The following is a 14866-nucleotide window of genomic DNA, read 5'->3' on the forward strand; positions in this document are numbered from 1 at the left end:
ACTATTACAATAAAAAAATATATAAAGAACAGTATGAAAATAAATACAGATTTTTTAGGAATAGGTTGGAGCTTTCCGCCTGAGTTTAATAAAGCAGAAGGAGGCGTGACGATGACTACTGATGTTGAAGATATCAATAACAGTTTAATAATCCTTTTGTCTACGCGACCAGGAGAACGTGTTATGTTTCCAAACTATGGCTGTGATTTACAGGAAATGCTTTTTAAGCCCCTGGAACTAACACTAATCACACAAATGAAAGGTATTATTGAACGCGCCATCTTGTACCACGAGCCCCGAATCAATATTATCAGTATTGAAATTGATACTACAGAAGAACTGGAAGGACAGGTGTTGATACATATCGATTATGAAGTAAGAAATACCAATACGAGAAGCAATGTTGTTTTCCCTTTCTATAAAGGAGAAGCCACAGCAATCTAAACGACTTGTAATTACTGTAACCCAATTCGATTTTGCCAGAATAGTTTACATCAAGTAGTGCATCTGACCATAGAAAATTAAATATAAACAAATGAAAAAAATAGATACATTTTCGCATTATCGTGACGGAAAATCACAAATGCAACGCTTTTTAACAGAACTTGATCCCAGTAATCTTGAATTGCACGATTTCGATTTGTTTGATTGGCTACTCTTTGCAAACAATTTTGCCACTCATGTAAATTATTTTGATAAAAATGATGCAACAACACCAAACGGAACCTGGGAAGGCTTTTTTTTAGGTGCCGATGATTATTCCATTCCGCGTAGGGAAAGTGTTGCTTACAAAAGCCTGAAAAAAGAGGTTACAGAACTTGTCGCTCAATTTGAGAAAGACGGAAGTCTTACGCCTCACATGACGTTATTTATCTGCTTTATTAAGTTGATGGATTTTTCGAAAAAGGCACTTAATAATCTTACCAAAAGACATTTGGATTTCTATTACAATGAAATCCTTCAGATCGAAAAACAAGATGCCCAATCGGATAAAGTCTATGTGATTTTCGAATTAGCCAAAAAAGCAATCCAGGAAAGAGTGCCGGAAGGTACCTTGCTTGATGCCAAAAAAGATGCAACAGGTAAAAAACGTGTTTTTAAAACCGATAAAGAACTTATTGCCAGTCAGGCAAAAGTGGTTGAACTTAAAAGTTTTTTAAACGATAAAACAAAAAAAGAATTAAAAATAGCCCGTGCGGTAAATACCTTAGACGGAATTGCCGAAAAATTAACGGAAACCAGCAATTACTGGTGGCCTTTTGGATACAATTCGGTGGAATCCAAAAAGGAGAACTCGGACTTTAAAGAACTTGAAAACGCCAAACTGGGTTTTTCAATCGCTTCCTCATTGCTAAATTTAAAAGAAGGGGAACGTACCGTAACGGTTACGATTAGCTTTAAAGATAACGGAACTTCAAGATTAGGAGGGTTAACGCTTACTGAAATTGAAAACAATATCAAATTGCTTTACAGTGGTGAAAAAGAATGGGTGTCCGGTAGCGCAATAAGATGTATTACAAACGATGCTACAAGTCTACAGTTATCCTTTACGTTAACGAAAAACTTCCCGGCCGTAGTGAGCTACAATAAAGAAGTATTGGGTGGAACATTCCTGACCAATTTTGCTATTGCGCGATTTATGATCGAGGGCAATAAGTATTATGAATTGTATGAAGCACTGGCTGAGAAAGAAATCCAAAACGTTGATATTGCCGTTGATGTAAAAGGGGTAAAATCCGTTTTGATTGAAAACGATAACAGTACGCTAAATCCGGAAAAAGATTGTTTCCCATTTACCGCACAACCGGTAACAGGATCTAATTTTTTTATCAAATATCCGGAGATGTTTGCTAAAAAATGGGATAAAGCATCGATTACAATCGATTGGAAAAACACGCCGGAATCGATACGAGATCTTTATCAAGGCTATACGATTAAACCCAATATTGTTGTTTCGAAAAATTCGTTTAGCGCTGCTAAAACGAAGAGTTCCGTTGTGGTTCAAGACGATCATTTTAAAGCAAATGCTTTTCTTTTAGGAAAAGAAGGATGGGCTATAAAAGGGACAGATATCCAGTTGTACCAAAAAACGGAAACGGGCTACCAAACGAATTTTACGATCCAAAACGCAGGTGCACTTGCGGGAACTTCCGAGTCGATCCGATTAACCTTAAAACAATCGGCATTACAGGATGTCTATCCAAAATTATATACACTGGCATTAACCAGTGGCGAAACAAGCATCCTGATCCCAAATGAACCGTATATTCCATTGACTCAAAGCATCGAATTGAACTATTCGGCTTCAGAAAGTGCGTATACAGGTGGGAAAATTTTAGCAAACAATTTAATAGCATCACCAGCTTTAATAAAATCATCCAGCTTAATAAAGTCATCGAGTTTATTAAAATCATCCAAAAAACTCGAACTGAGTAATTCGGTTTTGGATAGTGCTGTTACGAGTCGAAGTATTCTGGCTAACACTAAAAAATCATCAAAAAACAAAGAAGTAACCTTGTTTTATGAAGATGCATTTGGTCAGACTGAAAAAGAAATGACACAGCTAAATATTGTACCGATTCACAAGCCAGGAGGCGAATTGTTTATCTGCCTGGATGCTAATCCAAGTGAAACAGTATCCTTGTTAATCCAGGCTTTGGAAGGAAGTGAAAACACGTTGGCAGATACTTTCGCAGACAATGAAAATATTGAATGGCATATTCTTTCTAAAAATACATGGAGAAGTCTTAAGGACAATATCCTAACAAACGAGACGAAACGATTCCTGGAATCCGGAATTCTGAAATTTAAGATTCCAAAGGATATTGATATAAACACAACCTTATTTGAGAAAAAAGGGACATGGATCAGAGCTACAACAAAAACAAGCTATGACGCCGTATGTAAAATTCAGGGGATTTATACACAAGCGGTTCGGGCTACTTTCCAGAATCAGGACAACGATTTGACACACCTGGATCACGGATTGGAAGCAGGAACCATCACAAAACTAATCACAAGAGTACCGCAGATTAAATCGGTTAGTCAGCCTTATAATTCGTTCGACGGAAAATATAAGGAAACCGACGCGGCTTTCTACAGACGTGTTAGCGAACGATTACGACACAAAAACAGAGCGATCACACAATGGGATTATGAGCACCTTGTTTTGCAGGAATTTCCAGAGGTTTTTATGGTGAAATGTTTGAACCATACTTCCGAAAAATCATTTATGGCGCCCGGTAATGTAACACTGGTTGTGATTCCGAATACAAAAAATAAAAATGCTTTCGACATCTATCAGCCACGAGTGAGTCGTGCCAGTTTGAACAAGATTCAAAACTATGTGAACGAATTAAATTCAATGCATGTTAAAACTCATGTGATCAATCCAAATTATCAGGAAGCTACCGTAAAAATAGAAGCAAAATTCTATAACGAATATGATGAGGCATTTTACAGCAAGCAATTGGACGAAGATATTAAAAAATTTATATCGCCTTGGGCTTTCGGAGATTCTGATGTAGTTTCTTTTAATATGAAACTCAATGTAAATCAGTTGATTAATTATTTGGAGCAACTTTATTATGTTGATTATATCGACAGTATACAGGTAACGGTTAATGGTGAAATACAGACAAAATATTTAATTGAAGTAGATCCAAAATCCATATTAGTATCCGCAAAACAACATGAAGTGGTTATTGCAAAACAGGTATGTATTTAAACAAAACAAATAGATAAAAAATAGATAATTATGTCAGAAAATAGTCATATTAGTATACCTAAAAAAGTAGAAACCGAAGACCAGTTAGATTTTCAGTTCCTACGAAAGACAGGTATTCAATACATAGAAGAACTGGGGAGTAAACTTTGGACCGATTATAATTCTCATGATCCCGGGATCACTACTTTGGAAGTGTTAAGTTATGCCATTACCGATCTGGGCATGCGTATGAACCTTAATATGGAAGATATTTTGTCGTCTAAAGAGGCGGGTAAAAATATTGATAATCAATTTATTAAAGCAGCCGAAATTCTGCCTTCAAGACCATTGAATGAGCTGGATTACAGAAAATTATTTATCGATATTGGTTTAAAATCGGGAAGTAGCAGAGCCGTAAGTAACTGTTGGTTGCGTCCGCGGACAGAATTGATTTATGCCGATTGTGACTCCACAAGATTGGCGTTAAATCCGAACGATTTAGGCGTAGAAAAAACAAAAAGCTTCCCGGCAAAAGGGCTTTATGATCTTTATGTTGAATATGGAGAAGACCTTGATGGAGAAGCGCCAACCGACGTATGCGACAGATCGAACACCCGAATCAAAATTCTGGAGCGTTATCACGCCAACAGAAGCCTTTGTGAGGATTTAGTCGATATCAAGGAAGTTGAAACGCAAAGTATCGCAGTTTGTGCCCGGATTGGCGTTACAAACAAAGCCGATGAAGAGCTAGTACACGCAAAAGTGTTGCGAAGCATCAACAATTACCTGTCGCCGGAAGTGCATTTCTATTCCTTAAAGCAAATGCTTGACAAAGGATATACGACCGATCAGATTTTTGACGGACCACTTTTGGATAATGGTTTTATCGATACCGAAGAACTTAAAAACAGCCAGCTAAGAAAAGAAGTACGGCTGTCCGATATCATCAGTGAGATTATGAAAGTTGAAGGCGTTCAGGAAATTAAAGAAATTTCGATCGCCGGATGTGATGGTTCTTTACAACAAAGTGATGAATGGGTGATTTGTATCGGAGAAGGGAAAAAACCGGTGCTATGTGACCTAAGTTCGTTTAGCTATTCCAAAGGATCGCTTCCGTTAAACATCAATCGTAAAAAAGTAGACGCCTACCTGGAAACATTCCGATTGGAGCAGGAAGCACTTCGGGAAGATGCCCGATTAAACAAAACATTAGAAATACCTACGGGAACAGCCTATGACTTGGGTAATTATGCATCTATTTTGAATGAATTCCCGGACACCTACGGTGTAGGAAAATCAGGAATTATTGGAAATCCGGGTGTAGAAAGAGAAGTACTTGCCAAACAATTACAAGGGTATTTGCTGTTTTTCGATAAAGTACTGGCCAGTTATTTCAAACATCTTGAAAAAGTAAAAGAAATACTGAGTGTTAACGGGACATTGAAAAGAACCTATTTTACACAGGCACTGAAAGGAATTAATGGTTTTGAAACGCTGGTAAAGAATTATGTAACCAACGACGACGATAAGCTTACCGATTCTTTATATGAAGAACTGGACAATAGTGTAGAACGAAGAAACATGATTCTGGATCACTTGATTTCCCGTTTTGCAGAAACATTTAGCGATTATACCTTCCTGATGAAAACACTTTACGGTGCATCTACGGATGAAATTGTATTGCGAAACAAAGAAGTTTTCCTGGGCGAATACAGCACATTGAGTGCCGATAGAGGATTGGGGCATAATTATACCCTGACAGCCGACGACGATTTATGGAACACCACTAATGTTTCAGGAGTACAAAAAAGAATTGCGCGATTGTTGGGAATGAAAGATTACAAGCACCGAAATGTGTCCAATTCGCCGGTTCAGATTATCGAAGTTACAGAAAACGGTGCTCCGGCCTTTAAATGGCGTATTAAGGATACTGCCGACAATACCGTTATTTTAAGCGGTGTTAAAAGCTATAAGATTGAGTATGGTGCTACGCATGCGCTAAACGAAGCGGTTTATCAAGCCATTCAGATTGATCAGGAAGATCTTGAAAACAAGCTGGACGTTACTTTTGATGGAGGCGAACGTATTGGAAACATCATCGTCCGTAAATCGGAAATGGAAAATTTCTATCTGGAAATTGTAGACGATTCCGAAGTGCCAGTAGTTATTGCATGTCATAAGAAAACAAACCCGTATACGACTCAGATTACCTTAAAAGACGGAATTCGCAACCTGGTTGATTATTTCAAATATCGTTTTACCGAAGAAGGAATGTTCCTGGTAGAACACATGTTATTAAAACCATCGGTTAAAAATTATGATTTGATGGGCGGTATCGGTTGTATGTCGATTGAAGACACCTTTATCGTGATGTATGACGGTGATGGTGGCTCTGGAGCTGCCGATCCGAATGCATTTATGACCACCTGCGAAGAGGGTTGTGAGGAAGCTGACAATATTTTTGATCCGTATTCCTACCGTGTCAGCGTAGTGCTTTCAGGATATGCCTATCGTTTTGCGGATTATGATTTTAGACGTTATGCCGAAACGGTTATCCGACAAGAACTTCCGGCACACGTTTTAGCAAAAATTTGTTGGGTTGGCGACAGACAGGGTGAGATCGAAACCGCGATGAGTGATCTGTCGGATTTCGAAAGGACCTATAAAAAATTCCTTCTCGATAAAGCACGAAATAATGTTAGCAGTTTGGGGAATAGTACCAAAGAATTATTGGATGCACTAACCAACCTGAACAATATCTATAAGCCGGGAAGGCTGTTAGACTGTGCCGTGGACGATAACGACAGTCTGGATGGAAAAATCATACTAGGACAATCAAACATATAAAACAGAAAAAGAATGAACACTAAATTAGATAATATCACGACCCAGTATAGAAAGTTCAACGTCAACCAGGCGTTAACCGAGGGGCAATTGAATGAATTTATTGATTATTTTGAAGATCAGGATCGTTTGTCAAGAACCAGATTAAATGGTGTTGGGATCGGTTGTGGTTTTGAAACCGGCTTTCAGACGGATATTGCGGGACGAATCTCGGTTGTAAATCCGGCGCAACCGCAACAGCAAGAGCAATTTCGATTTATCACAATTTCGCAAGGGGTAGGTGTTACCACCGATGGTGATCTGATCACGTTGCGTAAAAATATTCCTAATTCTAAAACGAAAGAGGTTAAAATAGGTGATACAAAATTCAAATATGCTTATTATAGACCGTATTTGGATACCTACAAATATCCGCATTTCTATAGCGGAAACACACAAATGTCGCTATTGGAATTGTTTACCGAGGAAGACTATCAGGCTTTGATCCTAAAAGGAGCCACGGCCAGTACCTTTCATCCGGTATCCGGATTACAACAGCAAGTACGAAATAAAATCGTAATCCTATATCTGGAAAGCTATTCGAATGAAGAAAGACCTTGCGAGAATGTCGATTGCGACAATAACGGTGCCGAACAGGTGGCCGATCTTAAAGTGCTTTTGGCAAACAGAAGCGACATGGATTTCTATGCGCTAAACAGTAATGGATACGACAGTATTTATCAACAGTACAATAACTACCAGTTACTTTATGAGCAGTTAAAAAACATTGAAGTGCCAAGAGTAATTCTGGATAGAAATGTTACAACGGAATTGGCTTTACGCACAAAATTCCAGAATGCTATTCAGAGTAGTACGCTTATTACCGATTTGGATGCTAGTTTTAATCTCATCGCAGAAATGTTTGATATTGAAATGGATTTTGGCGGGTTAAGCTTGAGAGATAAACTGGATCAGGCATTAAATACGAGTTTATACGATTATCAGTATCGCTATGACTTGTTAAAAGATTTAGTGGATACGTACAACGAAATCAAAGGATTAGTATTACACCTTAAGTCTGAATGTTGTCCGGATATGACCGCATTTCAAAAACACCTTTTGTTAGGACCTCTTGGGGCTCCTTTAAATCAGGGGGATCATACGCTTTACCGTCACGATTTTTATAATGCGCCAATCAATACCAATGAAGACGAAAACAAAGAAAAATTACTTTCATTGGCAAACCGTTTTACATTAAAACTTAAAAATTTCCAATCGTTCCGAGGGCCAATCGTTATTACGCCGTCTAACACCTATGTTGAATTAGGCGAAAAGGCCATCCCGTTTTATTATAATATAAATCAGGATCTGTTGGAGAAATGGGATTTCAAAAAAACGAAAAATTATAAAGAGAAGTATAATCTGAGTTACCATAAAACCAATTTGGCAACCGACGATTTTATTCGAAATCCGTTGTTGTACAATATGGATCACAACGATTATTATAGAGTTGAAGGTGCTGTTGGAATGCCGTATACGATTGCCATGCAAAATATTAATGCCCTTAGGGATAAATATGGATTGGCATTTAAGGTTTCCGGATTATCATTGGAAAAAAGCACTAGCAGATCGCTCAATGCAACTGTTACAACGGCTACTGCCGCGACAGCTACTGTTGCCACTGCTGCAACCACTGGCGCAGTAACCGCTCGGATGAGTGCCTTAGATAATGCTACAGCTGCTCAGGCTGATGCTTCAAATATTACTGCCGCTGTACCAAGTGATGGATCGACTGTGCCAGACACACCAGTTTTACCTCCTGCGCCGGAGTTAACGACGATATCAATCAAAGAGCTAAGAGCGCAATTGGGTTCTATCTCCAGTGATATCAGTAATCAGGTCAATTTGCAACAGACTTTACGAACAATATCCGGTTTGGATACGCAATTAAAATTGTTGAATACGATCGATTTTAAAGCAATCGATTCCGGAATTTCGATTGTGACACAAACGGCAAAAGAAGAAAAAGTAGATACCGAATTTTTAGGCGATTTCCTTGACCTGAAATCAGGATTGGAACATGGTTGTGGTGTGCCGATTGGCGGTACTTTATATCTGGTTTACAGATCGGAAGAACATAATACCGTTTTGGCTGATTTTGCATTGCCTTATCTGTGTTGTTCGAAAAAAGATCCGGTGTTTATGGCATTGCCTTCTGCTAAATTATGTCAGAATGATGCGAAGATTCCGTTTACGATTATTCCTTTGGATGGCGACATCAAAGCGTTTGTTGGAACTAAGGAAGTGAAAGTGGTTAGTAAAACCGCGGGTCAGAACTTCTTCGATCCAAGTCTTGTGGCCGCCGCCGATTTAGGTAAAACAATCACCTTTACCGTTAACGAAGATCCTGTGGAAGCCAAAATGATAGTACATGCATTGCCAAATGTAACGGTAACCGTTTCGGAACCAATTCATGGAGAAGTTCCAGATCATCCGGATGCAACGGTAGTATTTACGGTTAGCGAACCGCGTGCCGGTCTGACGTATGTGATGGATTTTGGCGATGGTAAAAAATCGTCAGGTTCAGTGCCATTAGATGGTAAAATCACAAACATATACAAACTTGTTGCCGGTCAGGAAGATACTTTCAGACCAACGATTACCATTTCGAACACCAACAATTGTGGTAAAAAATATGATCTTAAACCGATTGTAATCACAGGACAAACCACTGTGAAATGTTTATCCGGTTTAGAAGTCACGATTCAGTATCACGATACCAAAGGACCTTGTCCGGGTGGACACGCTTGTAACTCGGCTCGATTCAAGTTATTAGCGAACTCAATACAACTTGGTAATGCGGCCAATGGTAGTAACATTGTGAACTTAAATAATGGTAGCGCAGCGCTTCAGCCTGGACAGTTATATGCTGATGGAGAAACTTCCGGAAGATCACGTAAATGGGTTTATAGCATTTCGGCTGCGGAAGCACAGGCCATTGTTGCGGCAAACCAACCTAACGACGGATTCATTTCGTTCTCATTGGTTTGTGCAGACAGTTCTTGCCATAGCGGTGTAGCTTGGACTACATTGAAATTAGATGGTGCGGTAATTTATAACGGTTGTCCGAAAAATAACTTCTTAACTATTAACCCTTGTACAGGAGAAATAAAGAAATAATATGAGACTGATCGAACAATATGAAAAAGACGGAATCGTCATTGAGGCAAATAGTTTGCTTACCACAAGCGATGGCGTTATCGATATAAAACAAATTATGGTAATGAATAATGAAGAGGTTCTTTTTTGTTTTGATACCGTAGAAGATAGGGTTATTATGACGCAATCTGCCGATGCTTTTATAGCAAAATACAACAGCTATTTAGGAACGTTGGAGAAAAAAACAGCTCATGCAGATACGGGTTGTGGGTGCAAAAGTTGTAAGTAATGACATCTTTAAAATAGTTATAAACGCGTAATGCTTTAGAAAGATTAGGACCGATACTGCGGTTATAAGAACACCGTAATGATCGTCAAAATAACCGCAGTTTATCGTCCTAAGGGAAGCTGCTAAACCATTTAAATTATTAAAAATGAATTACAATTATCAATTAAATAAGATAGCAACCCAATACCGAAAATTTAGTAAAGGGCAAAGAGTAGAAGATCTACAATTTAACGAGTTCCTGGATTTTTTCGAAGATCAGGATCGTTTGTCTCGGGTTATGATGGAAGGCGTAGGAATTGTTTGTGGTTTAGAACCACAACCGATTTACGAAAATAACCAGCTAACCACTATAAATCTTTCACAAGGTGTTGCGGTCACTACAGATGGCGATTTGCTTACGCTAAACAAAAAAAGCAAAACCCAGGATTTAAGTGGCGACCTCTATATGGGCGAACTAAAAGACATAAACATATACGATAGAGACTATACGCATTGGAGAGTTTATGACAATAGTAAAGCCATGTATCCGCCTTTTCATAACAATTTAGAAGAACAGGAAGTTGAGCTTTGGGAATTGGCAACAGCCGAAGAAGCTACAAAAAATTTTCAGCCGTTGGCAACGCTTGGCGATTTCGCGAACAAGTACTTACTGCTTTATCTTGAAAGCTATGAAAAAGAAGTAAAACCATGTCGTGGTGTTGATTGTGATAATCATGGAATCCAACAAATTCGAAACCTAAAAGTATTGGTTACCACACAAAGTGGTGTGGATAAAATTCTGAGTAAGGATCATGTTTTTCCGGAACGCATGATTTCCGGAAGCACAACAACAGCTAGAAAATTAAAACGTGTTTTTGCAACACCAGAAATGGTAGTACCGGATAAATTAAGAGAGGCGTATAAAAATAATATGACAGAAAACGATTATGGATGGATGTTTTCGAATATTGATTTTATTTCTGGAAAAATGAACATTCCGTTGATCAACCGATCTGGCTTTGTGAGTACGCTAAACCAGCTTGCCGATCAAAGTAATAATTTCCAATATGCTTATGATGTTCTTAAAGACTTAGCGGAAACGTATGCCGAAATTGTCAAATTATTGCCAAATTCATTTACGAGATCGTTGCCCGATGTAGCCTCTTTTCCAAATCATGTCATACTAGGGAAAATGATTCCAACAGCCGGATACGATTATACCAGACATCAGTTTTATAATTCGCCGGTTTTGGACAGCGAAAAAAAGGCATTACGAGTTAGAACATTAATCGAACGCTTTAATGTCATGATCCTTTCGTTCCGAAATCCGACCCAAATTGGTACTGAAATTGTTATTACGCCATCAAAGCATAAAAGTGCGTTAGGAGATCGAGCCATTCCGTTTTATTATAACATTTCCGATGAGTTTTTACGCCTTTGGAATTTTGATAAAACAAGTAACAGGGATTTCGACACGAATTTAAATTATGATAAAACGAATCTTTCGTTAGCATATAACGTACAAATGCCGCTCGATTACAATATCGACAAGATGCCTTATTATCGTATTGAAGGACATCAGGGAGGTGACTATCGTGAGGCGGTTGACGTGATTCAGATGTTAAAAGATACGAAGCAGTTGGGCTTCGAAATTATGAGTGTGTCACTCGCGCAACTAGTTGATAATAAAGATTTTTATAAAGCTGATTTTGTCGATTATGTAGGGAAAAACCCAGGATTGGAACATAGAGGAGGCGCTTTTAGCGGCAGTACTTTTGTCTTGGTTTATAAATCGGAAGAAGAACCGCAGGTTATCGCCGATTTTGTCTTGCCTTATATCTGTTGTACGCCAAAAACACCGATTACGTTAAGCCTTCCGTCGCCGACGGTTTGTAAAAACGGAAAACCGATGGTCTTTACCGTAACGCCGTCAAATGGCGTAGTAAAGGCAGTTGCCAGCAATGGACTTCTTGGCGGTGTTACAAAGGTCAACGGACAATATATGTTTGATCCGAGTCTGGTTGAACCAGGATTACAGAATCAGGAAATCAGTTTTACAGTAAACGGAAAAGCAACCAATTGTAAGGTTAAACTGTTACCGGTACCTGCCGTAACAATCAGTCCGGTCAAATTTGAATATCCGGAAGGCGATTCGACGCGAACTGTTGTAACGTTTAACGTTTCAAATACGAATGGAGTAGCATATGAGTATCAATGGGATTTTCTGGGTAATGGAAGCTATGTAACTATCAAACCGGATACTTTAGGTAATGTTAAAAATATATTCTTTAATACCGCTCGAAGAAACCCGATAAATGTACTGGTTTCAACAGCTAGTGGCTGTTCTCAGGTGGTAACGCTTCCAAATTGGTACGTGCCGGAACAACCACAAACCGGAACACCGCCTACGGTAAGCCTTACGCCTTCCCATACGAACGTGTCTGTACCCGAAGGAAACTCGGTAAAGATTTCTAAAGTAGTAACACCTGGAACCGGTCTTATCACAGATTCAAGTTATATATGGACCGCTAGTGATCCTAGTGTGATTCTCTATGTAGATTCTAACCCGATAGGGGTTGCATTCACTCAAGCCGGAGTCTTTACGATTACATTAACGGTTAAAGATTCGAATAATTTACAAGGGTCTGCTTCGCTTCAGTTTGATGTGAAAGCACTGGCTACTATTACGAGTTTAGTTGTGAGCCCATCAGCGCCAACAACCAATGATCAGATTACTGTTCGGGCGGTTACGAGTAATCCAAGTAATATTCAGGGATTAGAATATGAATGGAGTTTGGACGGTGTATTAAAGGAACGCACATCCACAAATATTTTGAATTTTGGGCAGCTTCCTGTGGGCCAGAGACGGATTGATGTGTTTTTGAGCAGCAGTACAGGTGGTTATCATTCACATTTGGGAAGTACAGCTGAAGTTAATGTTCAGGAGGCTGAAATGCGAGGCGGAACATCGTTCCTGGGAAACACCCTGATTACGATGTATGATGGAAATAAAAAGAAAATTCAGGAGATTGTAGTGGGTGATCGATTAAAATCCAAAACAGGGATTGTTACGGTTCTGAAGACGGTGAATTATATGGACGAAGTAAGGTTGTACCGATTGAATGATCAAAACCATTTTATAACCGGAGCACATCCGGTTGGTACCAATCAGGGATGGAAATCGTTTGAACCTGAAAAAACAGAACAGTTTGTTACGTCTGTTCCGGTAAGCTTATTGCAAGTAGACAATTTGCTTTATAAAGAAGATACGAAACATTATCCGCTACAATATGCCGATTTTATAACGGGACTGTATAGAGTGTATAATCTCGAAGTAGGCGGAACAAGAGACTATTTTGCGAATGGCTATTGGGTTTATAGTGAGATCGAACAACTGCCACCAGTGTAGTTGTTGGACTTAGTAGGTTAAATTAATTGAGGTAATGAGCAGGTTGAGGTTGTTTCATGACAGGTAAACGAAGGGCCGAAAGGCCCGACGTTTCTGTTTGTTTGATTTTTTGAGAATTTAAAGAAACCACGTTAATGGTTGGGTGGTGATATTTTACTATCGCCGGTTGTTTTTGCGTCTTGTACTTATAATGTTAAACAGTTTGGCTACATCTTTCAGGTGTATTTCAAAATCGTTGTAATAATCATTTAAAGAATGTAGCGTAATAATGCCGTTTTCAACATCGTGGTTGATGATACGTTTTACCAGAATGCCTTTTTCCTTATGGATAATTACAAAGTCCCATTTGTTATAATGCAGTTTGCTCATCCAGAAATCCTGTCTGATATTTCTGCATAATAAAATGTCACCTTCAAGGTAACTTTCATAGGACCCGTTATCCATACTGTCGCCTTTGACTTCAAAGCACATGTATTCGCCACGATGCTCGACGTCGTCAGTAAATGGAATAGTAGGAAGGCTTTCGGTGAATTCTTCGTCGGCAAAGCCATTCAGGTAACCAGCTTGCGCGTATTGATTTACAAGCGGCACGTTCATAATCTTTAAATCGGAAAAAATTACAGGTGAACCGTTCTCGTTAGTCGCCTTTTGTTTTTTGGCTAACAGGCTTTTCATGAAAAATGCGGTCGTCTCGGGGATTTTTCGTTCGCCTTTTTCCCAGTACTGTATCGCTCTAATACCGACGCCAATCGATTTTGATAGCTCAGACTGCTTCATGTTCAAGTTTTTTCTGATTTCTTTGAATTCTAAATAGTTCATAATGAGATTTTTGTAAAAATTAAACAAAATAAAACGCAAATTGTACTCTTTTTTGTTTTGTAAACACGAACAAAATTCGCATATTTGTCGTGTAGCATTTAAGATTGATGCAAATATACGAAATATATGCAACATTTAACAGTGTCATTTATATCAGTGTAATTAGGTGAGGCTCTTAGAATACAGTGTTTTATTTTGTTTCATTGGGTTGTAGGTGTAAAATGTAAAAACACGAACATAGTGCGTAATCGTGCGCGTTTAAATTTTTTTGTGGAACTATTTGCGTAAAAACTATACTAAATATAAAATTTATTTTAATCAATTTCTTTAAACAACCAAATTATTTATCAACCATGAAAAGAAACCGAGAGTTAATTGAAAAACGAAAAGAATTCGTTACGAACTATGTGACGGATAATCAAAGCAAGCAAATGAAGGTAATTGTCAATGAATTGACAGAGATGTTGTTTTTATCAGAGCGTACTATTTACAACATCCTTACAGACGATCAAAATGATTACTGAAATTGTACGTCTCGATAAAGGATGGAACCTCTTCTGGTTCTGCCAGGATAACAAAGAACCGGATTCCTTTGGTTCGGTTGTGTATAAAGCCGGAAACTGCAGTAAAAGGCTGTTTAAAATGGAACTGCCATTATAAAAGAATAACAAACGGTGCCGTG

Annotated in this window: 9 protein-coding genes; 8 read left to right on the forward strand and 1 reads right to left on the reverse strand. The window is 38.6% G+C overall.

Annotated elements, in window-relative coordinates:
* The first annotated feature begins 33 nt into the window (after nucleotides 1-33).
* From AAFN64_RS15490 to AAFN64_RS15515, 6 genes are all read left to right on the forward strand, one after another.
* Nucleotides 34-444, forward strand: coding sequence for a GPW/gp25 family protein (locus AAFN64_RS15490; protein WP_300487983.1), 411 nt, complete (start codon nucleotides 34-36; stop codon nucleotides 442-444).
* A 91-nt stretch (nucleotides 445-535) separates the two neighbouring features.
* A complete protein-coding gene (locus tag AAFN64_RS15495; protein WP_347761152.1) occupies nucleotides 536-3727 on the forward strand; it encodes a baseplate J/gp47 family protein in 3192 nt (1063 codons plus the stop codon).
* A gap of 30 nt (nucleotides 3728-3757) precedes the next feature.
* Nucleotides 3758-6553, forward strand: coding sequence for a hypothetical protein (locus AAFN64_RS15500; RefSeq protein ID WP_347761153.1), 2796 nt, complete (start codon nucleotides 3758-3760; stop codon nucleotides 6551-6553).
* A gap of 12 nt (nucleotides 6554-6565) precedes the next feature.
* On the forward strand, nucleotides 6566-9709 hold the full coding sequence (locus tag AAFN64_RS15505) for a hypothetical protein (RefSeq protein ID WP_347761155.1): 3144 nt from the start codon (nucleotides 6566-6568) through the stop codon (nucleotides 9707-9709).
* A gap of 1 nt (nucleotide 9710) precedes the next feature.
* Nucleotides 9711-9977 carry a hypothetical protein gene (locus AAFN64_RS15510; protein ID WP_300486237.1) on the forward strand — a complete coding sequence of 89 codons (267 nt, stop codon included), beginning with the start codon at nucleotides 9711-9713 and terminating at the stop codon, nucleotides 9975-9977.
* A 145-nt stretch (nucleotides 9978-10122) separates the two neighbouring features.
* Entirely contained in the window at nucleotides 10123-13365 is a 3243-nt protein-coding gene (locus tag AAFN64_RS15515) for a hypothetical protein (RefSeq protein ID WP_347761157.1), read from the forward strand.
* Nucleotides 13366-13521: 156 nt separating this feature from the next.
* Here the strand turns inward: AAFN64_RS15515 and AAFN64_RS15520 are convergent, their stop codons facing one another.
* Nucleotides 13522-14319, reverse strand: coding sequence for a LexA family transcriptional regulator (locus AAFN64_RS15520; protein ID WP_347761159.1), 798 nt, complete (start codon nucleotides 14317-14319; stop codon nucleotides 13522-13524).
* 218 nt (nucleotides 14320-14537) lie between these two features.
* Here AAFN64_RS15520 and AAFN64_RS15525 point away from each other — a divergent pair, with 218 nt between their 5' ends.
* Both AAFN64_RS15525 and AAFN64_RS15530 read left to right on the forward strand, forming a co-directional pair.
* Nucleotides 14538-14708, forward strand: coding sequence for a hypothetical protein (locus tag AAFN64_RS15525; RefSeq protein WP_168732850.1), 171 nt, complete (start codon nucleotides 14538-14540; stop codon nucleotides 14706-14708).
* Entirely contained in the window at nucleotides 14698-14844 is a 147-nt protein-coding gene (locus AAFN64_RS15530; RefSeq protein WP_300489342.1) for a hypothetical protein, read from the forward strand. The genes AAFN64_RS15525 and AAFN64_RS15530 overlap by 11 nt, the downstream gene beginning before the upstream one ends.
* Nucleotides 14845-14866 lie beyond the last annotated feature (22 nt).

This window comes from Flavobacterium sp. CAU 1735, from assembly GCF_039888695.1.
Taxonomy (GTDB): Bacteria; Bacteroidota; Bacteroidia; order Flavobacteriales; family Flavobacteriaceae; genus Flavobacterium.

Excerpts from the sequence above, each read along its gene's own strand:
- AAFN64_RS15490 (WP_300487983.1), top strand. The coding sequence starts at position 34 with ATGAAAATAAATACAGATTTTTTAGGAATAGGTTGGAGCTTTCCGCCT.
- AAFN64_RS15495 (WP_347761152.1), top strand. The coding sequence starts at position 536 with ATGAAAAAAATAGATACATTTTCGCATTATCGTGACGGAAAATCACAA.
- AAFN64_RS15500 (WP_347761153.1), top strand. The coding sequence starts at position 3,758 with ATGTCAGAAAATAGTCATATTAGTATACCTAAAAAAGTAGAAACCGAA.
- AAFN64_RS15505 (WP_347761155.1), top strand. The coding sequence starts at position 6,566 with ATGAACACTAAATTAGATAATATCACGACCCAGTATAGAAAGTTCAAC.
- AAFN64_RS15510 (WP_300486237.1), top strand. The coding sequence starts at position 9,711 with ATGAGACTGATCGAACAATATGAAAAAGACGGAATCGTCATTGAGGCA.
- AAFN64_RS15515 (WP_347761157.1), top strand. The coding sequence starts at position 10,123 with ATGAATTACAATTATCAATTAAATAAGATAGCAACCCAATACCGAAAA.
- AAFN64_RS15520 (WP_347761159.1), bottom strand. The coding sequence starts at position 14,319 with ATGTTGCATATATTTCGTATATTTGCATCAATCTTAAATGCTACACGA.
- AAFN64_RS15525 (WP_168732850.1), top strand. The coding sequence starts at position 14,538 with ATGAAAAGAAACCGAGAGTTAATTGAAAAACGAAAAGAATTCGTTACG.
- AAFN64_RS15530 (WP_300489342.1), top strand. The coding sequence starts at position 14,698 with ATGATTACTGAAATTGTACGTCTCGATAAAGGATGGAACCTCTTCTGG.